The organism is Bradyrhizobium sp. USDA 3262 (assembly GCF_054060035.1).
Genome location: NZ_JBSSCT010000001.1, coordinates 6,941,917 through 6,967,622 on the forward strand (window position 1 = coordinate 6,941,917; position 25,706 = coordinate 6,967,622).

General features: G+C 66.1%; 19 protein-coding genes. 6 read left to right on the forward strand and 13 right to left on the reverse strand.

The genetic code is table 11. The features are described 5' to 3' along the window. Window positions 1-80 precede the first annotated feature (80 nt). The 5 genes from ACVWYP_RS32870 to ACVWYP_RS32890 form a co-directional block, all read right to left on the reverse strand. Entirely contained in the window at window positions 81-2,390 is a 2,310-nt protein-coding gene (locus ACVWYP_RS32870; protein ID WP_304496182.1) for a xanthine dehydrogenase family protein molybdopterin-binding subunit, read from the reverse strand. 128 nt (window positions 2,391-2,518) lie between these two features. Next, window positions 2,519-4,048 (reverse strand): murein biosynthesis integral membrane protein MurJ, encoded by a 1,530-nt coding sequence (murJ, locus tag ACVWYP_RS32875; protein WP_304496183.1) that lies wholly within the window; start codon window positions 4,046-4,048, stop codon window positions 2,519-2,521. Window positions 4,049-4,150: 102 nt separating this feature from the next. Next, window positions 4,151-5,302: a DegT/DnrJ/EryC1/StrS family aminotransferase gene (locus ACVWYP_RS32880; RefSeq protein WP_304496184.1), complete on the reverse strand. Its 1,152-nt coding sequence runs from the start codon at window positions 5,300-5,302 to the stop codon at window positions 4,151-4,153. Between the two features lie 32 nt (window positions 5,303-5,334). Continuing rightward, window positions 5,335-6,339, reverse strand: coding sequence for a Gfo/Idh/MocA family oxidoreductase (locus ACVWYP_RS32885; protein ID WP_141713452.1), 1,005 nt, complete (start codon window positions 6,337-6,339; stop codon window positions 5,335-5,337). Between the two features lie 263 nt (window positions 6,340-6,602). Beyond that, window positions 6,603-8,015, reverse strand: a complete 1,413-nt coding sequence (locus ACVWYP_RS32890; RefSeq protein ID WP_304496185.1) for a mannose-1-phosphate guanylyltransferase/mannose-6-phosphate isomerase — start codon at window positions 8,013-8,015, stop codon at window positions 6,603-6,605. 351 nt (window positions 8,016-8,366) lie between these two features. On the opposite strand from ACVWYP_RS32890, the gene ACVWYP_RS32895 reads away from it, so the two are divergent. Continuing rightward, the gene (locus tag ACVWYP_RS32895) at window positions 8,367-9,353 is read left to right on the forward strand and encodes a lysylphosphatidylglycerol synthase transmembrane domain-containing protein (protein ID WP_304496186.1); all 987 of its coding nucleotides are present in this window, start codon (window positions 8,367-8,369) and stop codon (window positions 9,351-9,353) included. Window positions 9,354-9,363: 10 nt separating this feature from the next. Then, entirely contained in the window at window positions 9,364-10,374 is a 1,011-nt protein-coding gene (locus tag ACVWYP_RS32900) for an MraY family glycosyltransferase (RefSeq protein ID WP_304496187.1), read from the forward strand. Window positions 10,375-10,379: 5 nt separating this feature from the next. Here ACVWYP_RS32900 and ACVWYP_RS32905 read toward each other — a convergent pair whose 3' ends face one another. The 6 genes from ACVWYP_RS32905 to rfaD all read right to left on the reverse strand — a co-directional run bounded on the left by ACVWYP_RS32905 (window position 10,380) and on the right by rfaD (window position 18,338). Beyond that, on the reverse strand, window positions 10,380-11,321 hold the full coding sequence (locus ACVWYP_RS32905) for an NAD-dependent epimerase/dehydratase family protein (protein ID WP_304496188.1): 942 nt from the start codon (window positions 11,319-11,321) through the stop codon (window positions 10,380-10,382). Further along, complete coding sequence (locus ACVWYP_RS32910; protein WP_304500340.1) at window positions 11,318-12,532, reverse strand: glycosyltransferase family 4 protein; 1,215 nt, start codon at window positions 12,530-12,532, stop codon at window positions 11,318-11,320. Before ACVWYP_RS32910 ends, ACVWYP_RS32905 begins: the two co-directional genes overlap by 4 nt. A gap of 47 nt (window positions 12,533-12,579) precedes the next feature. Next, complete coding sequence (locus tag ACVWYP_RS32915) at window positions 12,580-14,493, reverse strand: SDR family NAD(P)-dependent oxidoreductase (RefSeq protein WP_456684262.1); 1,914 nt, start codon at window positions 14,491-14,493, stop codon at window positions 12,580-12,582. 84 nt (window positions 14,494-14,577) lie between these two features. Next, the gene (locus tag ACVWYP_RS32920; protein WP_028341617.1) at window positions 14,578-15,858 is read right to left on the reverse strand and encodes an O-antigen ligase family protein; all 1,281 of its coding nucleotides are present in this window, start codon (window positions 15,856-15,858) and stop codon (window positions 14,578-14,580) included. An 8-nt stretch (window positions 15,859-15,866) separates the two neighbouring features. Next, the gene (gene rfaE1, locus ACVWYP_RS32925; RefSeq protein ID WP_304496190.1) at window positions 15,867-17,339 is read right to left on the reverse strand and encodes a D-glycero-beta-D-manno-heptose-7-phosphate kinase; all 1,473 of its coding nucleotides are present in this window, start codon (window positions 17,337-17,339) and stop codon (window positions 15,867-15,869) included. 18 nt (window positions 17,340-17,357) lie between these two features. Further along, window positions 17,358-18,338 (reverse strand): ADP-glyceromanno-heptose 6-epimerase, encoded by a 981-nt coding sequence (gene rfaD, locus ACVWYP_RS32930; protein ID WP_304496191.1) that lies wholly within the window; start codon window positions 18,336-18,338, stop codon window positions 17,358-17,360. A gap of 135 nt (window positions 18,339-18,473) precedes the next feature. On the opposite strand from rfaD, the gene waaF reads away from it, so the two are divergent. After that, the gene (gene waaF / locus ACVWYP_RS32935; RefSeq protein WP_304496192.1) at window positions 18,474-19,538 is read left to right on the forward strand and encodes a lipopolysaccharide heptosyltransferase II; all 1,065 of its coding nucleotides are present in this window, start codon (window positions 18,474-18,476) and stop codon (window positions 19,536-19,538) included. On the opposite strand, the gene ACVWYP_RS32940 is transcribed toward waaF, so the two are convergent. After that, complete coding sequence (locus ACVWYP_RS32940) at window positions 19,520-20,560, reverse strand: glycosyltransferase family 4 protein (RefSeq protein WP_304500341.1); 1,041 nt, start codon at window positions 20,558-20,560, stop codon at window positions 19,520-19,522. The genes waaF and ACVWYP_RS32940 overlap by 19 nt on opposite strands. Before the next feature lie 138 nt (window positions 20,561-20,698). Here ACVWYP_RS32940 and galE point away from each other — a divergent pair, with 138 nt between their 5' ends. Both galE and ACVWYP_RS32950 read left to right on the forward strand, forming a co-directional pair. Continuing rightward, window positions 20,699-21,712, forward strand: a complete 1,014-nt coding sequence (gene galE, locus ACVWYP_RS32945; RefSeq protein WP_304496193.1) for a UDP-glucose 4-epimerase GalE — start codon at window positions 20,699-20,701, stop codon at window positions 21,710-21,712. A 109-nt stretch (window positions 21,713-21,821) separates the two neighbouring features. Continuing rightward, entirely contained in the window at window positions 21,822-23,633 is a 1,812-nt protein-coding gene (locus tag ACVWYP_RS32950) for an ABC transporter ATP-binding protein (protein ID WP_304496194.1), read from the forward strand. A 10-nt stretch (window positions 23,634-23,643) separates the two neighbouring features. On the opposite strand, the gene ACVWYP_RS32955 is transcribed toward ACVWYP_RS32950, so the two are convergent. Then, on the reverse strand, window positions 23,644-24,822 hold the full coding sequence (locus tag ACVWYP_RS32955) for a dipeptidase (RefSeq protein WP_304496195.1): 1,179 nt from the start codon (window positions 24,820-24,822) through the stop codon (window positions 23,644-23,646). 153 nt (window positions 24,823-24,975) lie between these two features. On the opposite strand from ACVWYP_RS32955, the gene ACVWYP_RS32960 reads away from it, so the two are divergent. Continuing rightward, window positions 24,976-25,677 (forward strand): fumarylacetoacetate hydrolase family protein, encoded by a 702-nt coding sequence (locus tag ACVWYP_RS32960; protein ID WP_028341609.1) that lies wholly within the window; start codon window positions 24,976-24,978, stop codon window positions 25,675-25,677. The last annotated feature ends 29 nt before the right edge of the window (window positions 25,678-25,706 follow it).

The window sequence follows — 25,706 nt, forward strand, 5'->3', positions numbered from 1 at the left end:
CTGTCCCGGTCCGCGATCTGCGGCCGGCCTGGTTTGCAAAACACCGCAGGCGGAATCTTCATTCCGCCTGCGACAATTTATCAGAGATTATGGCGGCGCTGCGCCTCGCGGATCGCGATCCAGACCCGTTCTGGCGTGGCCGGCATGTCGATGTGGTCGATCTTGTACTCGCGATGCAGCCCCTCGACGATCGCGTTGACGACCGCCGGGCACGAGCCGATCGCGCCGGCCTCGCCCGCGCCCTTCACGCCCATTGGATTGGTCGTACAGGGCACGTTATGGGTCTCGAACACGAAGGACGGCCCGTCGGAGGCGCGCGGCAGCGCATAGTCCATGAACGTGCCGGTGACGAGCTGACCGTCGGCCGGGCTGTACACCGCCTGCTCCATCAGCGCCTGACCGATGCCCTGCATCGCGCCGCCATGAACCTGGCCCGCCAGCATCAGCGGATTGAGCGTGACGCCGAAATCGTCGACGATGACGTAGCCGACGATCTTGATGATGCCGGTGGCGGGATCGATCTCGACCTCGGCGAGATGCGTGCCGTTCGGATAGGTGCCGTCGGCGCTGGCGAAGGTCGCGCTCGCATTCATCTTCGACGTATCGCCGCCCGGGCGTTTGGCGAGATCGGCAAAGCTGATCGAGCGGTCGGTGCCGGCGATGCGGATGCGGCCGTCGGCGATCTCGAGATCGCCGGCGCCGGCTTCCAGCGCCTGCGCCGCAAGCTCCTTCAGCTTGTTGCCGAGATCATGCGTCGCGCGCTGCACGCTGACGCCGCCGGACGGGATCGATGCCGAGCCGCCGGTGCCGAGGCCGGTCGCGATCTTGTCGGTATCGCCCTGCAGCACATGGACGCGCTCGGGCGGTACACCGAACTGCTCGGCGACGATCTGCGCATAGGCGGTCTGGTGGCCCTGCCCGCTCGACTGCGTGCCGATCAGGACCGAGATATCGCCATTGGGATCGAGCGCTACATTGGCGGTCTCCTCGCCCATCGTGCCGCAGACCTCGACATAGCTCGCCATGCCGATGCCCCGCACCAGGCCGTCCTTCCTGGCGGCCTTGGCGCGCTTCGGAAACTCCTTCCAGTTGGCAATTTCCATCGCGCGCTTCATGTGCGCGACGAAGTCGCCGGAGTCGTAGACCTTGCCGGTCGCTGTCGTGTACGGCAGCGACTTCGGCGGAATGAAATTCTTCCGCCGGATGGCGTCCGGCGTCATGCCGAGCTTGCGCGCGGCGGCATCCACCAGGCGCTCGATGACATAGGCGGCCTCCGGGCGGCCGGCGCCGCGATAGGCATCGACCGGCACCGTGTTGGTGAACACGGTGCGGACCCGGCAGTGGAAGGCCTGGATGTCATAGAGGCCCGGCAGCATGCCGGCGCCGCCATGCGGGATGTAAGGCGCGAAGGTCGAGAGATAGGCGCCCATGTCGCCCATCAGGTCGACATCCATGCCGAGGAATTTGCCGTCCTCGGCGAGCGCCATCTTCGCGGTGGTGAGATTGTCGCGGCCCTGCGCGTCGCCCATGAAATGGTCGGAGCGCTCGGCCGTCCATTTGATGCTCTTCTTGAGCTTGCGCGCGGCGACCGAGATCAGCGCATATTCGCGATAGGGAAACAGCTTGGTGCCGAAACCGCCGCCGACATCCGGGCAGATCACCCGCATGTTCTCCTTCGGCATCTTCAGGATCATGTCGCAGAGGATCTCGCGCAGGCGGTGGCTGCCCTGGCTGCCGATCGTCAGCGTCAGATGGTCCTTCTTGGCGTCGTATTCCGCGACCGCGGCGCGCGTCTCCATGAAATTGGTGATGACGCGCGGATTGACGATGGTGATCTCGGCCACCGCATGCGCCTTGGCGAACGCGTCCTCGGCGGCCTTCTTGTCGCCGATCGAGACGTCGAACAGCACATTGCCGGGCTTGTCCGGCCAGACCTGCGGCGCGTCCTTCTTCACCGCATTGACGAGGCCGACCGCCGCCGGCAGCGGCGTCCATTTGACGTCGATCGCCTCGATCGCGTCACGGGCATGATCGACGGTATCGGCGACCACGAAGGCCACCGCGTCGCCGACATGGCGCACCTCGTCCTTGGCGAGGATCGGATAAGGCGGTGCGGTGAACGGATCGGTTTCCAGATTGAACAGGCACGGCAGGCCGCCGAGCTCGGCGACGTCGGCCGCGGTCAGGATCAGCGCCACGCCGGGCATGCCGCGGGCCTTGCCGGCATCGATCGTGTAGGTCGCGTGCGCATGCGGCGAACGCAGCATCAGCGCGTGCAATGCGGGAGACGGTGCAACGTCGTCGGTGTAGCGGCCCCTGCCGCGAATCAGAGCGTCGTCCTCCTTGCGCCGCACACTTTGTCCGACGCCGAATTTGATGGGAGCTGCCATCGTCTCTCCAATTGCCTTGGTTGTTTGCATGCATATTGGCGTGGTTGTCAGCGAAGCGCAAACCGCTTTCCGCCGCGCGCGGCGCTATCACACAGCCGCCTCCTATGCATTTGATTTGACAGGTAAAACTATACGCGCCGCAGCGCGAACAGCCAGCCGCGGCCGAACAGCGTGAGGATCGAGAGGGCGTAGACGAAGACGCCGACCGCAATCAGCAGCAGCAGGATCAGCTCGTCGCGAAAGATCTGCATCGGCGCGAACCACACCACCGCGAAATGCGAGGTCAGCCACAGCGCGACCGCGAGCAGCACGCCGCACAGCGCGAAGGTGCCGAAGGAGCGGATCAGCGCGCGATCGAGCGCGAGGTAGCCGCGGCGCACGGCAAACATCAGCACCAGCAGCAGATTGACCCAGGCCCCGATCGCGGTCGCGAGCGCGAGCCCGACCTGCGCCAGCGTGCCGACCAGCGCGATCTTCAGCGCGACGTTGACCGCGACCCCGGTCAGCGCCGCTTTCACCGGCGTTGCGGTGTCCTTGCGGGCGTAGAAGGTCGCAACCGCGCTGCGGATCATCACGAACGGAATGAGCCCCACCGCATAGGCGGCGAGCGTGGCGCCGGCGCTTGCGGCATCGGCCTTGGAGAAGGCACCGCGGGCGAACATCGCGCGCATGATCGGATCGGCGACCGTCAGGAACGCCGCCACGAACGGCACCGAGAACAGCAGCGTGAAATCGAAGGCGCGGCGCTGCGCGGCCATCGCACCGGCGTGGTCGTCGGCGCTCAGCCGCCGCGACATCTCGGGCAACAGCACGGTGCCGATCGCGATCCCGATCACGCCGATCGGCAATTGGTTGAGGCGGTCGGCATAATAGAGCGCCGACAGCGCGCCTGCGGGGAGGAACGTCGCGATGATGGTATCGGCGAACAACGCGACCTGCGTGCCCATCGAGCCCAGCGTCGCCGGCCCCAGCGCGCGGAAGAAGCCGCGAACGTCCTCATCGAGCTTCAAGGGCGCGAACCGCGGCAGGCCGCCGTGGCGCGCGAGGTCGCCGGCGAGCAGGAAGAATTGCAGGAAGCCCGAGATCAGCACGCCCCAGGCCGCGGCATGGCCCGCGCTCGGAAAGAACGCCGCGAGCGCCAACGTCATCATCATGGCGAGGTTGAGGAAGATCGGCGCCGCAGCCGCGCTGGCGAAGCGATGCATCACATTGAGCATGCCGCCATAGAGCGTCACCAGCGTGATCAGCAGCAGATAGGGAAAGGTGATCCGCGTCAGCTCGATCGCGAGCTTGCGCTGCGCCGCGTCCTCGGTGAAGCCCGGCGCGAGGATGCTCATCGCCTGCGGCATGAATGCCATCGCCACCGCCAGCAGGATCACCTGCGAGGCGAACAGGAGCGTGAAGATGCGGTCGGCGAACAGCCGTGCCGACGCTTCGCCGCGCTCGCCATGGACATGGGCATAGGCCGGCACGAAGGCGGCGTTGAAGGCGCCTTCGGCAAAGATCGCGCGGAAATGGTTGGGCAGCCGCAGCGCCACGAAGAAGGCGTCGGCGACCGGCCCGGCGCCGAGGATCGCCGCGAGCATGATGTCGCGTGCGAACCCGGTCACCCGCGATAGCAGGGTATAGCCGCCGACGGTGAAGATGCGCCCAAGCATGCGCTGCTTCTAGCGCATGATTACGGTACGAAAAAGTTTCCTGTCAGGCCGTTGACGATTTAGGCATGATCCTGCCCGAAAACCGGAAGCCACTTTTCGGGATCATGCCTGTAGCGCGCTGCGCACAGCCTGGATGACGCGGTCCTGGGTCGCCTCGTCGAGATAGGGGTGCATCGGCAGGGCGATGACGTCCTTGGACAGGCGCTCGCTGACCGGCAGGCCGCCGTCGGCAACCGGATAGTGGCTGTAGGCCGTCTGCTGGTGCACCGATTTGGGATAGTAGATCATGGTCGGGACGCCGTGCGCCTTCAGCGCCGCCGCGAAGGTGTCACGATCGATGCCGTCGGACAGGCGGATGGTGTACTGCGCCCACACCGAGGTACAGCCCGGCGCAAGGCGCGGCACTGCGACGAGGTTGCCCAGCGCGCGCGAATAGCGCTCCGCCACCTTGTTGCGCGCCGCGATCTCGTCGTCGAAAATCTTCAGCTTCTCGAGCAGGATCGCCGCCTGCATGGTGTCGAGCCGCGCCGTGAGGCCGAGCCGCACATTGTCGTACTTGTCCGAGCCCTGGCCGTGCACGCGGATGCTGCGCAGGGTGCGCGCGAGCTCCTCGTCGTCGGTGAAGATCGCGCCGCCGTCGCCGAAGCAGCCGAGCGGCTTGGCCGGAAAGAAGCTGGTCCCGGTGGCGAGTCCGAAGGTGCCGAGCTTGCGGTTCTTGTAGGTGGCGCCAAAGCCCTGCGCGGCATCGTCAAGTACGAAAAGCCCCTCGGCCTCGGCGACCGCGCCGATCGCGTCATGATCGGCGCTCTGGCCGAACAGGTCGACCGGGATCACGGCGACCGGCTTCAGCCCGCGCGCGCGCGCCGTCGCGATGCCGCGCTTCAGCGAGTTGATGTCGATGTTGAAGGTCTCCTCATCGACATCGACGAAAACCGGCGTCGCTCCGGTCAGCGTCACAACCTCGCCGGTCGCACAGAAGGTGAAGGTCGGGCACAACACCGCATCGCCCGGCCCGACATTCTTCGCCATCAGGACCATCAAGAGCGCGTCGGTGCCGCTCGCACAGCTGACCACATGCTTTGCGCCGCTATAGTCCGCCAGCGCCTTCTCCAGCGCGGTCACTTCGGGACCGTTGATGAACTGGCAATGGTCGAGCACGCGCGCGACCGCGTCATCGATCGACTTGCCGAGCCGCCGGCGCTGCGCGGCGATATCGATGAAGGGAATGGGCTCAAGCTGCATATGCTGGTTCATGGAAGCTCTTTGCACGTGTTAATGAATGACAATCAGCCGGCGATGCGGCGCGGTCCCTTGCGCATCGTCGAGGCGGCGGGCCTGGCGGGCGATTCCAGGCAGCGGATCGCGATCTCGAGGCTCGCCACGCCCTCGTCGCCGGACACGGCCGGCAGCTTGCCGCCACGCACGGCATCGAGGAAGGCGATCAGCTCGGCGCGCAGCGGCTCGTCATGACCGACCGGCAGATGACGCATCGAATAGCTGCCGTCCGGCTTGAAGCCGAAGCATTCGGTAACCTGACGCGTGAGCAGATCGCCCATCACATACTTGCCGCGGGTTGCGACCGTCACGTTGCGCGCCTTGAACGGCGTCAGCCAGTTGGTGTTGATGTGGGCGAGCACGCCGGAAGCGGTACGGAACTGCAGCAGCGCGATGTCCTCGCGCTCGGCGACGGCGCTCGAGAGCTGCGGCTGCACTTCGACGATATCGGACTCGGTGAACCAGCGGATCAGGTCGATGTCGTGCACGGCGAGATCGATCACGACGCCGACATTGGACATTCGCGGCGGGAACGGGCCGACCCGGGTGATGCCGATCGACAGGATGTCCTCGCCCGAGATCGCCTTCTTGATCGCGGCGACCGCCGGATTGAAACGCTCGACATGGCCGACCATCAGCGTGACGCCGGCCCGCTCGGCGGCCGCGACGATCTCGCGGCCCTCTTCGACCGTGGATGCGACCGGCTTCTCGACCAGGATGTGAATGTTGCGCGCGATGCAGGCGAGCGCGATCTCGTGATGCAGATGGGTGGGAGCTGCGATCGTCACCGCATCGATGCCCTCGGCGAACAGCTGATCAAGGCTTTCGAAGGCGCGGCAGCCGACCAGGTCGATGGCGCGCGTGCGATGTTCCGGCAGCGGATCGACGATGCCGATCAACAGCACCCCGGGCAGTCCGGCCAGCACCCGGGCATGGTTGCTGCCCATCACGCCGGCGCCGATCACGCCGACGCGCAATGCGCGGCCGATATCGGCCTTCGCGCCGGCTGCGGACATTTTTGCATTCATATCGTAGACCCCAAGTAACGTTCTGGCGGTTGTCCCGGCTTCTCAGGGAGCCATCCCAGCTCCGAGGGAATCAGCACCAAGGCCCCTCTGCCCGATCCGCGCCTTTGGCGCAAATCACGACCCGCTTCGTTGGCAGCCGCTATAGCACGGCGTCACAAATGTGGCGAATGCCAACGGCGAAATCCGGACACGTTTTGATTCAAAGAGTTACATCGCCCGCGACTCGATCTTGAGCGCGGGGCCCGTTCGCCTCAGGTGCGCCGATAGTCATCCTCGATGCGAATGATGTCGTCCTCGCCGAGGTAGCTGCCGGTCTGCACCTCGATCAGCTCGAGCTGGATCTTGCCCGGGTTCTCCAGCCGGTGCACCGCGCCGATCGGGATGTAGATCGATTCGTTCTCGTGCACCGTCTTGATCAGCTCGTTGACGGTGACCTGCGCGGTGCCGCGCACCACGATCCAGTGCTCGGAGCGGTGATGGTGCTTCTGCAGCGACAGCCGTCCGCCCGGCTTGACCACGATGCGCTTGACCTGGTGGCGATCGCCATTGTCGACCGACTGATAGGAGCCCCAGGGGCGATGCACCTTGATGTGATTCTCGGTCACCTCCGGCGCCGCCACTTTCAATTTCGCGACCAGCCGCTTCAGCCCGTTGGCGTCCTTCTGGCGTGACACCAGCACGGCGTCCTGGGTCGCGACCACGACGAGATCGTCGACGCCTTCGAGCGCAACCAGCGCCCGGTCGGTCGAGACGTTGCAATTGCGGGAGTCCTCGAACACCGCAGTGCCGCGCGCAGCGTTGCCCAGGCTGTCCTTGTCCGACAGCTCCCAGACCTGCCGCCACGAGCCGATGTCTGACCAGCCGCACGCCACCGGCACCACCGCGGCACGCGATGTCTTCTCCATGACCGCGTAGTCGATCGAGATCGCCTTCGCCGCGCCGAAGGCCTGCGCATCGAGCTTGACGAAGCCGAGATCGCGCGCCGCCGACGCAACCGACTGCTCCACCGAGGCCACGCTGTCCGCATCGACATTGCGGTACTCGTCGAGCAGCACGCCGGCGCGGAACATGAAGTTGCCGCTGTTCCAGAGATAACCTGCATCGATATAGCCCGCCGCCGTCGCGGCATCCGGCTTCTCGACGAATTTCACCACCGTGCGCACCTCGCCGGCGACCGCCTCACCCGGATTGATGTAGCCGTATTCGGTGGCCGGCCGCTCCGGCTTGACGCCGAACGTCACGATGCGGCCGGCGTCCGCAGCCACCAATCCGCCGCGGCAGGCGGCGACGAAAGCCGCGGTGTCCCGCACCAGATGGTCGGCGGCGAGCGCCAGCACGATCGCTTCGCTGTCGCGGCTCTGCGCGAACGCCGCACCGGCCGCGATCGCCGGCCCCGAGTCGCGGCGCATCGGCTCCAGCAGCACGTCAGCCTCACGGCCGATCTCGGCCAGCTGCTCCAGCACCATGAAGCGATAGGCCTCGTTGGTGATCACGATCGGACGCTCGAACAGGCCGGCATCGGAGACCCGCAGCAGCGTCTCCTGGAAGGTCGAGCGGGCCCCGAACAGCGACAGGAACTGCTTCGGATGCACCTCGCGTGACGCCGGCCACAGCCGCGTGCCCGCGCCGCCGCACATGATCAGGGGAATAATTCGTCGATCCATCGATGCCTCAAGTCCTGTCGTGCAAATCTGTCGTATCCGCCTGCGGACGACACACCAAATCGGCCCGGGCCGTCGCAGCCGGCGGCCCTGTTGCCTCGGAAGCACTATCCAAGCAGTAGCACGCGCCCCCACGCGTCTGGTCGGATTTTACCGGTAACGTAAATCCCCGGTGAGTGGCCGGCCGTCCCCCGTTCCGGCCTCTTTAGCCACCCCTTCGCGCCTGCCGCAATAGGGACCAGTACGGGTATTGCCAGATCGGCGCGGAAACCATACCAAGGCGGCGAATTTGGGCGCGCGAAAGCGTTTTGCGCTGTTTTTGACACATTCTGAAACCTGGCAGCGCGAACGGAAATGCGCCGAATCCTGCTTTCGACCGTCAAGATCCTGATCTCGGCCGCGCTGCTCTATTTCTCGCTGCGCAAGGTCAATCTGTACGACCTTGCCTCCCGTATCCAGGTCGAGAGCCTGGGCTGGCTCGGGCTCGCGATCGCGGTCACGTTCCTGCAGATCTTTCTCGGGGTGTTGCGCTGGCGGGAGATCAGCGTGGAGTGCGGCGCCCCGCTGGAGACTGGTCAGGCCATGCGCTTCAACGTGATCGGCACCTTCTTCAACCAGACACTGCCCTCCTCGATCGGCGGCGACGCAGTCCGGCTTTGGCTAGTCGCGCGGGCCGGTGCGGGCTGGCGCGCAGCCACCTATTCGATTTTCGTCGATCGCGCGATCGGACTGATCGCCCTCGCCGTCGTTATCGCGGCCACCTTGCCCTGGAGCTATCGGCTGATTTCCGATTCCCACGGCTGGATGGCGTTGCTGCTTCTCGACCTCGCCGCACTCGCGGCCGGATTTGGCTTCCTGCTGATCGGCGTGTTGCCGTGGGCCTGGCTGAAGCAATGGTGGGCGACGCATCACATCCACGCCTGCGCTGTCATCGCGAACCGGGTGTTGTTCAGCCGCAAGCATGGATTAAGGGTCGCAACCCTATCGATCGCCATTCACGTGGTGACCGTCGTGATCGCCTGGTGCGTGGTGAAGTCGATCACCGCCCCCGTCACCTTCGGCCAGATCTTCCAGTTGTTGCCGCCGGTGATGCTGATCACGATGATGCCGATCTCGATCGCGGGCTGGGGCGTGCGCGAGGCCACGATGGCGCTGGCCTTCGGCTACGCCGGATTGATCGCCAATGAGGGCGTCAACATCTCGCTGTTGTTCGGCGCGGTATCGTTCGTGGTTGGCGTGTTTGGCGGCCTGGTGTGGATCCTGAGCCCGGAGAAGGCCGCCAAGGGCACAGAACCGATCGAAGTCCCCGGATCGCAATCGCGAATCCCGGGATCGCAATAGCCGGACCAGAATGAGCGCTTTCGAAATCCTCCTGTCATTGATCGCAGCGGTTCTGGCTGCGTCGATCTCAGCTGTCCTGATCCAGGCGACGCGGCCGCTGCTGCTGCGTGTGGCGCTGGCGAAGCCGAATGCGCGCTCGTCGCACCGTATTCCAACGCCGCAGGGTGCCGGCATCGCGGTCACGGCGGCGACGCTGCTGGCGGGCGGGATCGTCATCGTCCTGGCCGGATCGCCGGACCTGACAATTCCCTTCATCGTCTTCGCGGCCTGCCTGTTCATCGCGGTGGTGGGCTTTGCCGACGACATCCGCTCGCTGCCCGTCGTCCCGCGGCTGTTGCTGCAGGCCGCCGCCGTTGCGGCCGTGGTGTTTTCCGCGCCTGATGGTCTGAGGCTGGTTCCGGCCAGCCCGCTCTGGCTCGAACGCGGCCTGCTGCTGATCGCCGGCCTCTGGTTCGTGAACCTCGTCAACTTCATGGACGGGCTCGACCTGATGACCGCGGCCGAGGCCGTGCCGATCACCGTGGCGATCGCCCTGCTCGGCAGCTTCGGCTATGTCCCCGCAGCTCCCGCGCTGGTCGCGGCAGCGCTGTGCGGCGCGCTGCTCGGCTTCGCGCCGTTCAACCGACCGGTCGCAAGGATATTCCTCGGCGATGTCGGCAGCCTGCCGATCGGCCTGCTGCTCGGCTGGTGCCTGCTCGAGCTCGCCCTGCATCGGCAGTTCGCCGCCGCGCTGCTGCTGCCGCTGTACTATTTGACGGACGCGACGGTCACGCTGTTTCGCCGCATGGCGCGGCGCGAGCCTTTCTGGGCCGCGCATCGCTCGCACTTCTACCAGCGCGCGACCGACAACGGGTTCACGGTGTGGCGCGTCGTCGGCGAGGTGTTTGCGCTGAACGCGGCGCTGGCGCTGCTCGCATTCGCCTCAGTCGCCCTCAATTCGCTCACCGCAGACATCGCGCTGCTGCTGGCCGGTGCGCTCGCCGTCGCCTGGCAGCTGCGGCGGTTCTCGCGACCGCTCTGATCGCCTCAGCTATCCGTTTGGCGTAGCGCGCGCCGCAGCCCCTCGTCGAGGCTGATCGGCTGCTGCCATCCGGTGCCCGCGATCTTGGAAAGATCAAGTTCGAGCGAAGCGAACAGGCTGTCATAGGCTTCCTTGCGGCCGCTGATCCCGAGCACCAGCTTCAACAGCGGCGGCGGCAGCCAGAACAGACGCGGCGAGGTGTCCGCCGCCCGGGCCAGGCGCTCGACGAATTCCCGCGTCGAGACCTGCTCGCGGTCAGCCACCAGGAACACGTCGAAATCGCTTCCCGGATGCGACAACCGGTGCAAGATGAACGACGCGAGGTTTTCCGCCGACACGAAGGCGCGGCGATTCTTCACATAGGCGAGCGGTAGCGGCATGCGATTGATCACGGCACGCTTGAGCAACGCGAAATTTCCCTTGGCGCCGGCGCCGTAGATCAGCGGCGGCCTGATGACGGTCACCCTCATGCCGCTGCCCGGCACAATTTCCTTCAAGCCAACCTCGGCGGCCGCCTTCGAGTTTCCGTAGAGGCCGCGCGGTGTCAGGACATCGTCCTCGCGAAACGGAGGACGGCCGTAATTGCTGCGCCCATGCACCAGGATCGTGCTGACGAAGATGAAATCGCGCACGCCGGCAGCGGCCGCGGAACGCGCCAGATGCAGCGTGCCCTCGATATTGACGTTGCGGTAGAGTTCTATCGCCTGTTCGTCGGACTGCTGGTGAACGCGGGCCGCAAGATGAACCACCGCGTCCACGCCATCGAGCGCTGCGCTCCAATCGGTGACCGGGCTGAGCGAGCCGATCGTCACGTCGTTCGCATCCTGCGGCGCCGTTCGCACCGCGCGTCGCACCACCCAGCCGTTGCGCGCCAATACGGGCACCACATGGCGGCCGACAAAGCCGCTGGCACCCGTCACCAGAACCGTCCGGCGACCGTCATTCATACCGTCCGCTCCACATCGCGATTGGATAGCAGTTCCCGGACCAGCGCAGCATAGCTCGCGAGCGCCCGCTCGGGACTGAAGGTCCGCGCGGTCGCGACGGCGCGCTCGGCCATCGCGGCGTCCTGCGATCGCGACGCCAGGCGGATGGCATCGGCGAGTTGATCGGGCCTTCCCGGCTTGACGACCCAGCCCAGCCGGTTTTCGCTGACAGTGAGCGCGGCCTCGGCCTCGGGCTCGGAGACGAGAATGACGGGCCGGCCGGCCGCCAACAGATTGTAGAACCGGCTCGGCACCGACACGCCGGCGACGTCCTTGCGATAGGGAATGAGCCAGACGTCCGCGCTGGAGAGCAGCGCATCGAGTTCGCTGTCCGCGACGCGGTCGACCAGCGTGACGTTGGCAAGCCGCGCGGTGGCCTGCAGCTCCTTGAGCCGCGCGAAGCCGATGCCCCATCCCGAGAGCAGGAAATGGATCTCGCCTTCGTCACGCAACAGTCGCGCGGCCTCGAACACGATGTCCGGATCGTGGGTGAAGCCGAGATTGCCGGACAGCCCGACGACGAAGCGGGCGGCGATGGCCCTGCGAAACGGATTGTCGGGGCTGACGGGACGGTTGCCGGGGTCGAGCGTGGCCCAGTTCGGGATGAACCTGATCTTGTCCTGAGTCATGCCGCCATATCGCAGCAGCAGCTTCTCGGCGTCGCGGCCGATCACGATGACCGCGTTCAGGGCCCGGAACATCAGCGAATTGATCGCGCGCATCGCCCGCGCGACCAGCGAGGACGGCCGCAGCAGCCCGGCCATCACGAGCACGTCGGGAAACAGGTCGTGCAGGATCAGCGCCGACTTGGCCCCCTTCAACCTTGCCGCGGCGGCAACCGCATAGGGCAGCGCGAAGGGAGCGGTCACCGTCAGCGCCACGTCGCCCCGCTTCAGGAGCGACAACAGCGCAAAAAAGATCCGGCCGGTGAACAGCGCCTCGGCCAGCGCGCGCTTGATCAGCGCCGCCTTTCCAGGCAGCCAGTTCCTGATCTCGACGACGGTGGGCCGCCCGGGCGCCGGTGCCCGCGCCGAGCCCGGCATCCCGGAGACCACCATCACCTCCGACTCCTGCGCGATCCGTTCGGCGATCGCAGACATGATCGCGGCGGTCGTGCTGTGGTCCGGCGGATAGTGCTGGCTGACGACCACGACTTTTCGAGAACTAGGCATCATGGCTTTCGAAACGGTCCTGTCTCGGCGTCCGCAGAACGGCGCGGTCAGGCGGCATTCGATCCGAACTCGGGCACGGCGTCCTGAAGGACGGAGCGGATGGTCACACGGTCATCTCTCTCGATCGCATCCTCCAGCGCCGCGAGCCACTTGCGCAGCGTCGACATCGGAGGCTGGTTCGGCTTGGCCGCCATGACGCCGGCGACGCCGATCTCGAGCGTCGGCTCCTGGCTTGCGAACAGGATCTCGTTCAGCCGCTCGCCGGGACGGATGCCGCTGAACACGATCTCGACGTCGACGCCGGGTTGCAGGCCCGACAGACGGATCATCCGCTCGGCGAGATCGACGATCTTCACCGGTTGCCCCATGTTCAGCACATAGACCGAGACGTCGGGCCGCGCCGGCGTCACGGCGTGCGTCGCTGCGGTGATCACGAGATCGCAGGCCTCGCGGATCGTCATGAAGTAGCGAACCATGTCCGGATGGGTCACCGTGATCGGTCCGCCGGTCTCGATCTGCGCCTTGAATTTCGGCACCACCGATCCATTGGACGCCAGCACATTGCCGAACCGCACCGAGATCAGCCGCATGTGCGGCTTGCCCTTTGCCTCGGTCATCAGGTCATGGTCCAGCGCCTGACAATACATCTCGGCGAACCGCTTGGTCAGGCCCAGCATCGACACCGGCTCGATCGCCTTGTCGGTCGAGATCATCACCATCGCGCTCGCGCCCGCGGCATGCGCGGCGTCGGCCACGTTCACCGACCCGAAGATGTTGGTCTTGACGCCTTCGCTCCAGTCGCGCTCCAGGATCGGCACATGCTTGAGCGCCGCGGCATGGAACACGATGTCGGGCTTGAACTCGCTCATCAGCCGCGTGATGCGCTCGCGATCCCGGATATCGGCGATCCGGCCCTCGATCTCGGGACCGGAGTCGCGCGCGGACAGCGCCTCGGTGACCGCATAGAGCGCCGGCTCCGAGTTCTCAACGACCAGGAGGCGCGCCGCGCCGAAGGTCGCGACCCGCTCGCAGATTTCCGCGCCGATCGAGCCACCGCCGCCGGTCACGATGACGGACTTGCCCCGCACCAGCGTCTCGAGCCGCGCGTAGTCGATCTTCTGGCTCGGGCGCAGCAGCAGGTCCTCGACGGCGACATTGGTCAGTCGCGGCGCGTCACCGCCCTCCAGCGACGGCAGCCGACTGACCATCACGCCGAGCCGCCGGGCGCGCATCAGCACGCTTTCCGGATGCGCTTCGGGTTCGAAGGCCGACGGTGTCATGACCACGCGCTTGATCGGCCGCTGGCGGGTCTCGAAATCCCGAATCACGGCCTCGATGTCGTCGACGCCGCCGACCACGGGAATGTTGCGGATCATCTGGCCGCGGTCCGCGTCCGACGGCGAGAGCACGCCGACCGGCCAGAGCCGCTTGATCGCGCCATTCTCGATGCCGCGCAGCACGACTTCGGCGTCGGCCGTACGTCCGACCAGCAGCGCCGGCGCGGCATTGTCGGATCGGGCATGCAGCCGCGTGCGCGAATAACGGAAATAGCGGTAGCCGAGGCGCAACGCGCTCAGCGCGAACACCTCGAGGAAGAAGAACAGGATGATCGTGACCCGGCCGAGGAACACCGGGCTTTGCGAATTCGTGCCGGTGAAGAAGTAGACGTAGTCCAGCACGACCAGCGCCAGCGTCAGCACAGCTGCAACCCGCAGGATATTCACCGCGTCCGGCAGCGAGGTGAAGCGCCATTTCGTCGTGGTCAGATTGGAGAAATAGCTGACGAAAACGCTGAACAGCACGAACCAGGGCAGGATGAGCAGCAGATGCGGCAGTCGATCGGTAAGGAGGCTGCCCTCGAAACGCAGATAGAAGCTCCCCAGCAACGCAAACGTCGTCGCGAGCGCGTCATGCACCAAAATCAGGAAATTGCGCAGGGTGAATTGTGAAAGGCGCGTCATCTAACGGACGGGTTGCCGGCAACTGGGAGTTCGCGATGGGACATTGGCAGGCTGATAGCGTATCTGCAGAGCCCTTGCCAGCGATCATGGACGAGCAGGAGGTTCGGGTTCCATATCGGCCCCCAATTGCCCCTTCAACGCCATGCCGCCCGCAACTCCGACGCCCAGCACATACATCCAGCCCTCATGAAAGTCGAAGATGTGTGAATTAAACAACGAACTAGAAATATTCTGTACCACGACGAGAAGCCCGATCCAGTCGACGAGACCGTCGCCGCGGAACAGCAAAAGGTGCAGGAGCCACATCGCGTACAGTATCGCTACACCCACAATGCCCCACTGCACGGCGACGTTCAACGTTTGATTGTGGGGGTTTCCGATCACTTCGCCGGAAGCCTGGGTCACACCACCCTTCGCGACGCGCTCGAACAGGCCCCGCGTCGCGCCGGTGCCGTGGCCGATGACCGGAGCCTCGGCGAAGAAGCCGAGCGACTTGCGCCAGAATTCGAGCCGCAAGCCGAGCGAGGTCGGCTCGTTGCGCTGCATGTAGAGCTTGTAGTCGCGCTCGAATGACTCCGCCGTCGAGCGCAATTGCGGCGAGCCGTACCACGCCACCACGGCTAACGCGGCGGCCGCGCAAAGGATCAGGACGATGCTGCGCCAGCGCAGATGGAGCAGCGCAAACACCGCGAACATGATCGGAACCGTCACCAATGCAGTGCGCGACACCACCACCATCGCCATGTTGGCGAACAGGCTGAGCGCAATCGCGATCAGCAACATGGCCGGCAGGATGCGTTTGGTCCGCAGCAGCATCACGATCGGATAGGCCAGCGCGACCGCGCACAGCGTGAATTCCTGGCTCTGGTCGATGTAGTTCTTGACGAAGACGCCCTGCTCGCCAGGCGCGGGCGCCCTCAGCGCGAGGTGCGGATAGGCAAGCACCAGCCAGGACATCAGCATCAACAGCGTGCAGGAGACCAGAAAGGCGACAAACACCCAAGTCCCGCGGGCCGAGCGCTGGAAATGATAGAGCAGGACCGGAAGCACCAGGAGCTTTGCGGTCGGTCCGACCGCGTAGAATCGCGCGCCCCAGGCGGCGTCCGACCAGAGCGTGCCGACAAGCGCGAGGCAAAACAACGCGACCGGCGCCAGGCAGATCGGCCGCTTCAGCAGCGCCCAGAACGCCTTCAGATCGACCGTCGGCGCAATCGCGATCAGCAGCACCACGCCGAAGATGCCGACCAGCGAGGTCGACCACGGCAGCGACAGCGCAATCAGGACCGCGACCACATCGGTCGCGGTCTGCCAGCGCGCCGGATCGCGCCAGGCCGGACACGCCGCGGCGCCTGCCGGGGATGCCATGCTTGCGCTCACGCCTTGCCCTCACGGGCCCGCGCAACAAGCGACGTCGTGCTGTGGCCGGCCAGGATCTCGACCAGCACCACCTCGCCGCCGGCGGCTTCGACGATCTCGTGGCCGACCACCTGCTCGCGGGTATAGTCGCCGCCCTTGACCAGCACGCTCGGTCGCACCTGCGTGATCAGATTGATCGGCGTGTCCTCCTCGAAGATCGCGACGAGGTCGACGGCTTCCAGCGCCGCCAGCACCTCGGCGCGGGCGCGCTCGTCCTGCACCGGACGTCCCTCGCCCTTCAGCCGCTTCACCGAGGCGTCGCTGTTCAGCCCGACGACCAGGCGGTCACAGGCGCCGCGCGCGGCGGTCAGCACCTTGACGTGGCCGGGATGCAGAATGTCGAAGCAGCCATTGGTGAAGCCGATGCGCAGATCCTGCCGGCGCCACTCCTCGAGATGTGCATCGATGTCGCCGCCGGCCGGGACGATCTTCTCCTCGGCCGCCAGCGAAGCGTGCGGCAGGATCCTTCGGCGCAATTCGGCGGATTTGACGATCGCGGTGCCGGTCTTGCCGACCGCAACCGCCGCCGCCGCGCTCGCGATCCGCAGCGCGCCTTCCCAATCGGCGCCGCCCGCCAGCGCCAGCGCCAGCGCCGCGGCAACGGTATCGCCCGCGCCGGAGACATCGCGCACCTTGACCGGCAGCGCCGGCACGTGGATCGACTCGCCGCCGCGCGTCACCAGCGTCATGCCGCGCTCGCCCTGCGTCACCAGCATCGCCTCGCAATCCGCGAGATACATCGCATCGGGCGCGGCCTGCGCGATGCTGTCGTGGCTGTCAGCGCGGCTGCGGGTCGCTTCGGCGAATTCCTTGCGGTTCGGCGTCAGCACGGTCGCGCCGCGATAGATCGCGAGATTGGCGCTCTTGGGGTCGACGATGACGCGCTTTTGCGCCTGGCGCGCCGCGTCGATCACATTGCGGATCACGCGCGCGGTGAGCACGCCCTTGGCGTAGTCCGACAGCAGCACGATGTCGGCCCGCGCAAGACGCGGCAGGATCGCATCGATCAGCTGCTGCTCGATGGCCGACGCGGCCGGCGCGGCGAGCTCCCAGTCGGAGCGCAGCATGTGGGTCGAGAATTGCTCGGAGACGAAGCGCACCTTGCGCGTGGTCGGACGCGCGGCGTCGCGCACCAGCACGGCCTCGATAGCGGCCTCCTTCGCCAGCGCCTCGGCCAGCACCGCGCCGGCGGCATCCTCGCCGATCAGGCCGACGAAGATGCAGCGCCCGCCAAGCGCGGCGATGTTGCGCGCGACGTTGCCGGCGCCGCCGATATTGGTCTCGCTGCGCCTGACCGCGATCACCGGCGCCGGCGCCTCCGGCGAGATTCGCGACACCTCGCCATAGACGAACTCGTCGAGCATGAGGTCGCCGACGCAGAGCACGGTCTGGCCGGACATTGCACGCGAGATCGCTTCAAAATCGAACATCAGTCACCGTCATCCGCACTAGCGATAGCGATCCGCGCGATCGAGAAAGCCCGTCACATAGGCCCCGACTGCGTCTTCCAGGCGGGTGAAACCGCCATTGTATCCGGCGCGCCCGAGACGATCGACGGCGCTCTGGGTGAAGTACTGGTAGCTGCCGCGAATCTGCTCGGGCATGTCGACATACTGGATGTTCGGCTCGAGCCCGAGCGCGCCATAGGCCGAGACGATCAGGTCCCTGAAGCTGCGCGCCTTGCCGGTACCGACATTGAACAGCCCGGAGACCCGCGGCGTCGCGATCAGCCACATCATCACCCGCACGACGTCGTCGACATAGATGAAGTCGCGGCGCTGATCGCCGTCGGCGATGCCCTCGCGATGCGACTTGAACAGCTGCACGACACGGCCCGCCTTGATGTCGTCGAAGCGGCGCGCCAGCACGCTCATCATCGGGCCCTTGTGATATTCATTGGGGCCGAACACGTTGAAGAATTTCAGCCCGGCCCATTGCGGCGGCAGACGCTCGCCCTTCGCCACCCGCTCGGCGACCGCAAGATCGAACAGGTTCTTGCTCCAGCCGTACAGGTTCATCGGCCGCAGGCGCTTCAGCGCCTCGACCGACGCGTCGTCGTCGAACCCCCGTTCGCCGTCGCCATAGGTCGCGGCCGAGGAGGCATAGATGAACGGCGTGGCATTCGCCGTGCACCAGTCGAGCAGCCGCATCGAGAGGCGGAAATTGGTCTCGATCACCAGATCGCCGTCGGTTGCCGTGGTCTCGGAGATGGCGCCGAGATGGATCACGGCGGTGAGCCGCCGCCCTTTCAGCCAGTCGCCGAGTTCGGCCGGCGGAACGACATCGGCAAGCTGGCGCTTGGCCAGGTTCCGCCACTTGCCGTCCTGTCCAAGCACGTCACAGACCGCGACGTCGCTGTGCCCGGCGTCGTTCAACGCGGCCACGACGTTCGATCCGATAAAACCGGCGCCCCCGGTTACCAGAAACATGATGAAATCCCGCCAGATTCCTTTGCAGCCGTCAGCTTTGCCCCACTCCCGCGTCGCAGGCAACGACGGCTTTACCTCTCATCGCGAACCGGTTACCGACTTGGCCGCGCCCGATCGGCCCTGGCCTACTTAGAAATGAATATTGATTCAATATCTGATATCGAAACACAGGACACCGAGGATACCAGACCTATCCTCGTCGTGCCCTATGTTTGGATCGGCGATTTCGTGCGCGGGCACACCGTGGTCAGGGTGCTCCGCAAGCGCTGGCCGAACCGGCCGATCGACCTTCTGACATCCCGGCTTTGCGCCCCTTTGGTCGATTATATGCCCGATGTTCGTGCCGGGATCGTGTTCGACCTGCCGCGCAGCCGGCTGGCGCTGGCCCAGCAGCAGGCGCTCGCGGCCGAGCTTCGCAGCCGGAACTACGCCACCGCGCTGGTGCTGCCGCGGACCTGGAAGGCCGCCCTCGCGCCGGCGCTGGCGGGCATCCCGGAACGGGTCGGCTTCTTTGGCGAGGTGCGGTTCGGCCTCATCAACGCGATGCGATGGGGCGAAAAGCGGCAGCCGCGCTTCATCGACAAGAACGCGATCCTGGCGCTGCCTGACGGCGCCGCCCGCCCGCCGGAATGGCCGGCGCCGCAGCTCCGGGTTCCCGCGGACGACATCGAACGCTGGCGGCAGGCCAACGGCCTCGGCCGCGGTCCCGCCATCGCACTCGGCCCCGGCTCGGTCGGCGCCTCGAAACGCTGGACCTATTATCCGCAAGCGGCGCAGCTGTTCGCGGAACATGGCTTCGACGTCTGGGTGGTCGGCGGCCCCGGCGAGAAGGCGCTGGCGCAGGAGATCACGGCAGCCGGCGGCGCGCGGGTCCGCGACCTCACCGGCACCGATCTGCGCAACGGCATCCTTGCGATGGCCGCGGCCAGCGTCGCTGTGACCAACGACTCCGGGCTGATGCACATCGCCGCCGCAATCGGCACGCCGACCATGGGCATCTTCGGCCCGACCGATCCTTATCTTTGGGCGCCCCTCAACGGCCTCGCCGCGACGGTGCTGCAGACCAAAAGCAAGTTGTCGTGCCAGCCGTGCCAGCGCACGGTCTGCACCATGAACGACCATCGCTGCATGCGCGACATCGCGCCCGAAGAGGTCGTGGAGATTGCGCAGCGGGTGCTGGCTCAGGTCAGCGCGCGATAGGCCTTGGCGATCGCGTTCGCCTCGGCATCGAGGCTGAACTTATCCACAACTCGTTGGCGCGCCCGCGCCCCCATCGCCGCGGCCGCTGCCGGATCGCGCATCATCGGCTCCAGCGCGGCCACAAGCGCGTCGGCGTCGCCGGGCGACGTCAGCACGCCGGTGACGCCGTCCTCGACCACGAACTCGGCCGCGCCCGCGCGCGCCGCCACCAGCGCCGCGCCCGCCGACATCGCCTCGATCAGGGTCAGGCCGAAACCTTCATTGCGCGAGGTGAAGGCGTAGATCGTCAGCCGCTGGTACCAGCGCACGACATCCTCGATCGGCAGTTCGCCTGTGATGATGATGCGCGATTGCAGGCCGGCTGCCTCGATCTTCCGCTTCAGCTCATTGGCAAAGGCCAACTGCTCCGGCACCACGGCGCCGACGATGACGGCGGTGAAATCGGGATAGCGCGGCAGCAGCCTGCACATCGCCTCGACAAAGACGTCGCTGCCCTTCTGCGCGCGCACCCGCCCGAAGCAGCCGATCGCATAGCGCCCCGGCAGTCCGCTCTCGGCGAAGGCTGCCGCGCGATCGGCGGGCGGCGCATAACGATCGGTGTCGACGCCGTGCATCACCACCGTCGCGTCGCGCTTCAGATAGGAGGCCGACAGCGGGCTGGTCGCGATGATCGCATCCATGTTGCGGATCAGCCAGCGCGTCAGCCAGGTGTGATGGCGCTGCGCGGCAGAGGTGAAGATCAGTTTCAGCGGCCAGCCAAGCGCGCGCAGCACGAGCCCGGCAATCATCTCGTCGTTGCGCCGCGCATGCCAGATCACGGGCCGCGCGCGCCGCCACAGGTACAGGAGATCGGCAATTCCGATCGCGTCGATGCCGTCGGGCCGATGCGAGCCGAGCCAGCCTGCGCGAAACATTTTGGCGAGCTTCGGCGCGACCATGCGGTTGGTCGCGGTGACACCCGAATAGCGTCGGTGCAGATTGGGCACGATGAGCTCGAGCTCGCCGGCAGGTGTGTTCTCGATCGGCACGCAAGTCTCCGTTTCGTGCCAGTTCCTATACGCAACATTAAGCATAGTGGCCAGTTCGGCCGCGGCGAAACCCCCTCTTCACCGCACTCCCGCTAGCATCGTCAGTTAAAGAATATCGGGAGAGCTCTATCCATGACCGTGCTCGTGACCGGCGGTGCCGGCTATATCGGAAGTCACATGGTTCATGCGCTGGTCGATGCCGGCGAGAGCGTCGTCGTGATCGACAACCTTTCCACCGGCTTCTCCGCGTTCCTGCCCGAAGGCGTGCCGCTGTTCATTGGCGACGCCGGCGACGAGAACCTCGTCGAAGGCGTGATCGCCCAGCACGGCATCGACAGCATCATCCATTTCGCGGGCTCCGTCGTGGTACCGGACTCGATGCGCGATCCGCTCGGCTACTACCGCAACAACACCATGACGACGGGCAGCCTGCTCAACGCGGCGGTGAAGGGCGGCGTCAGCCGCTTCATCTTCTCCTCGACCGCGGCCGTCTACGGCAACCCGGACCGGGTGCCGGTGCCGGAGATCGCACCGACCCGTCCGCTGTCGCCCTACGGCTCGTCGAAGCTGATGACCGAGATCATGCTGCACGACGTCGCATCCGCTCATGGCATGAGCTACGTCGTGCTGCGCTACTTCAACGTCGCCGGCGCCGACCCGAAGGGCCGCGTCGGCCTTGCCACCACCGGCGCCACCCATCTGCTCAAGATCGCGGTCGAGGCCGCAACCGGCCAGCGCGCCAAGATCGACGTGTTCGGCACCGACTATCCGACCCAGGACGGCAGCTGCATCAGGGACTTCATCCATGTCAGCGACCTCGTCGAGGCGCATCGCGCGGCGCTGTCCTATCTGCGCGCCGGCGGGCAATCGGTGACGCTGAATTGCGGTTATGGCCGCGGCTATTCCGTGCTCGAAACCATCGAGGCGGTGCGCCGGGTCTCGATGCGCAACTTCGCGGTCGCCTACGCCGCGCGCCGGCCCGGCGACATCATGACCATGGTGGCCGACACGACAAGGATCCGCTCGCTGCTCGACTGGACGCCGCGCTTCGACGATCTCGAGACCATCGCGAGCCACGCACTGGCCTGGGAGGAGAAGCTGTTCCGGGAGCGCGCGGGCTCCGCGCGACAGGCGGAATCGGCCTAAAAAACAAACCGTTATCAAGCAGTTATTGTGCTTGAAAAAGCCCCGCCAAGCGGGCAAGGAGGTCCCGCAACCCTGACGGCCGGCGCTGCCCGCCGTCAATGGAACGCGGATGGCCCAGTTTCCAAAGAAAATTACCGACGATCCCTATGGCGCGGCGATCCTGATTCGCCGCCTGGTCATGGAACAAGGGATTACCTATTGGCGGCGCTATCTGACGGCGTTCGCCCTGATGGCCGTTGCGGCCGGCTCGACGGCCGGCGCCACCTACGTGCTCGGCCAGGTGATCAACCAGGCCTATGTCGACAAGAACATCCCCGGCATCGCGATGTTCGCCGGGATCACGGTGGTGCTGCTGTTCATCAAGGGCGTGGCGACCTACGGCCACATGGTGATCCTGAACAAGATCTCCAACGCCATCCTCGCCAGCAACCAGCGGCAACTCTTCGCCAAGCTGATGAGCGAGAGCATCGGCTTTTTCTCGCAGCGGCACTCGTCGGAATTCCTGGCGCGGCTGACCGCCGGCGCCAAGTCGATCACCGACGTACTCAACATGCTGGTCAATGCGATCGGCCGCGACTTCCTGATGCTCATCAGCATGGTCGCCGTCATGGTCTGGCAGGACCCGCTGATGTCGTTCATCGGGCTCGTGGCGGTGCCGCCGGCGATGCTGATGCTGCGCAGGCTGGTGAAGCGGATCAAGGGGCTCGCCTACAACCAGTTCACCGGCACCGCCGACATCATGGAGACGATGCAGGAATCGCTGCAGGGCATCCGCACCGTGAAGGCGTTCACGCTGGAAGGCACCATGCAGCAACGGATCGACGAGCACATCGCAACCGTCGAGAGCAATGCCAACAAGATGGCGCGCGTCGCCAACCGTTCCAATCCGCTGATGGAGATGCTCGGCGGCTTCGCGGTCGCCGGCTGCCTGATGTATGGCGGCTACAGCGTGGTGGCGCTCGGCTCCACACCGGGCCAGTTCTTCACGTTCCTGACCGCCTTCCTGATGGCGACCGAGCCGGCCAAGCGGCTGGCGCGGCTCAACATCGACCTCAACAGCCAGCTGGTCGGCGCGCGGATGCTGCTCGAGGTGGTCGACAGCCCGGCGAGCGAACAGATCGATGACGACAAGCCGGCGCTGAAACTCTCCGACGCGCGGATCGAGCTGCGCGACGTCAGCTTCGCCTATCGGCCGGGCGAGCCGGTACTGAACCGCATGAGCTTCGTCGCCGAGCCCGGCAAGGTGACCGCGCTGGTCGGCCCCTCCGGCGGCGGCAAATCGACCGTGCTGGCCTTGCTGCTGCGCTTCTACGAGACGCGCGAGGGCGACATCCTGATCGACGGACAGCCGATCTCGTCGGTGTCGCGCAAGTCGCTGCGGCAGCAGACCGCCTATGTCGGGCAGGACGTCTATCTGTTCCGCGATACCATCCGTGCCAACATCGCCTTCGGCAAGCAGGGCGCCACCGAGCAGGAGATCGTCGACGCCGCCAAAGCCGCCTGCGCGCACGACTTCATCATGAGCTTCCCGCTCGGCTATGACACGCCGGTCGGCGAGCACGGCACCCAACTGTCCGGCGGGCAGCGCCAGCGCATCGCGGTCGCCCGCGCGCTGATCAAGAACGCGCCGATCATCCTGCTCGACGAGGCCACTGCCGCGCTCGACTCGGAGTCCGAGAAGCAGGTGCAGGAAGCGATCGAGCATCTCTGCCAGGGCCGCACCACGATCGTGATCGCGCACCGCCTGCACACCATCATGCATGCCGATGCGATCCTGGTGGTCGAGGGTGGCGAGATCGTCGAGCGCGGACGGCACGAGGAGTTGCTGCGCCGCGGCGGCCGCTACGCCTCGTTCTTCCGCCTGCAGCACCACCACGACCCGTCACCGCTCGCGCTGGCACCGATCAGCGCCACCGGCTAGGGCCCGCCTCTCATCCCTTCGGGGCAATGCCTGCGCGGAGCACGCGCAGTACGTTGCCGCCCATGACCTTGCGGATGTCGTCCTCCGAGAACCCGCGCGACATCAGCGCCTGGGTCACGGCGACGATCTCGCCGGCATCGAAGCCCGTGGTGGTCGAGCCGTCGAAATCCGAGCCGAGGCCGACATGGTCGATCCCGACCAGGTCGCGGACATGGGCAATCGCCCGCGCCACATTGTTCGGATCGAGCGAGGAGACCGCGCCCTGCCAGAAACCGATGCCGACCACGCCGCCGGTCCGCGCGACACCCCGGACTTCGTCATCGGTGAGGTTGCGGTTGACCTTGCAGGTCGCCTGAACGCCGCCATGGCTTGAGACCACGGGGCGCGTCGCCATCGCCAGCACCTCGGCGACCGCCGCGTGGCTCGCATGCGCGAGGTCGACGATCATGCCCATCGCCTCCATCCGCAGCACCACCTGCCGGCCGAGCGGCGTCAGGCCGCTCTTCGCGACGCCATGCATCGAGCCCGCGACGTCGTTGTCGAAGAAGTGCGCGAGACCGGCCATTCTGAATCCGGCGGCGTAGAGCACGTCGAGATTGCCGATATTGCCCTCGATGTCCTGCAAACCCTCGATCGAGAGCATGCCGCCAACCACCGTCGCGCCGCTCTTGCGGTCGGCGAGCAGGCGATCGAGGTCGGCCGGCGTCGCGATCAGGCGCAGCCGCCCGGCGGACTGCTCGGCGAAGCTGTGCAATTTCTCGGCATGCCACAGAGAGCGCTGCAGCAACGAGAACCACGTCCGCGGCGGCTGCAGATCGATGATGGCCAGATTCGTGATGGTGTCGGTGTCGGCGCCGTTGGCATCATAGTTCTGGCCCTTGGGCGACTTGGTGACCGACGAGAACACCTGCAGCGCGTAGTGTCCCTCGATCAGGCGCGGCAGATCGATATGGCCGCGATCGGATCGCGCGATCAGGTCACGCTTCCACAACAGGCTGTCCGCATGCATGTCCGCCACGTCGAGCGTCGCCTGCAAGGCCGTTGCGGCGGGCGTGATATCCAGCGCCACGCGCTGGACTCTGTTCTGCGCCCGGTCGATCCGCTCCGGGACGACCATGAAAACCCGGACGGCGGCCGCGATCAGGACCACAACGATCAGCACCAGGCCGATCGAAAGCCATTTCCTCATGGGCACCACCGCCTTTGTCGACCAAAGGCGGCCGCGCTCGGCGGGAAGCTGGCCTCACCTCTGCGCCGGATGCAGCCGCGGCCACTAGCCCTGAGCGGCGTAAGCGCGTAAATACCGCCCGCGCTCCCTCCTTCAACCCTCCGGGACCCGTTCATGAACGCCGCATCCACCGTCATTCCGCTTCCCCCGCAGCCCTCGCTTCCCGTCGTCGGCGAATCCGGCACCTATCCGGTCCGCCGCATCTGGTGCGTTGGCCGTAACTATCTCGAGCATATCAGGGAGATGGGCAATGACGAGCGCGCGCCGCCGTTCTTCTTCGGCAAGCATGCCGACATGCTGGTGCCCGATGGCGCGACCATCCCCTATCCGCCGCTGACCAAGGACCTGCATCACGAGGTCGAGTTGGTGGTGGCGATGAAGAGCGGCGGGCTGAACATTCCCGCCGACAAGGCGCTCGAGCATGTCTACGGCTATGCCGTCGGCATCGACCTGACCCGCCGCGACCTGCAGATCGCCTCGCGCAAGAAGGAGCGGCCCTGGGAGATCGGCAAATCGTTCGACTATTCCGCGCCCTGCTCCGCAATCCAGCCGGCCGCGAAGATCGGCCACCCGACCGCGGGCAAGATCTGGCTCACCGTCAACGGCAAGGAAGCGCAGAAGGGCGACCTCACCGAGCTGATCTGGAACGTGCCTGAAATCATCTGGCAGCTCTCGCAGCAGGTGAAGCTCGCCGCCGGCGACATCATCATGACCGGCACGCCCGCCGGCGTCTCGCAACTGCAGGTGGGCGACAAGCTCGAATGCGGCGTCGACGGCGTCGGCAAGCTCGCGGTGACGATCGGCAAGCCGGAATAACCGCCTCAGGAACGAGGCCAGGCCCAAAG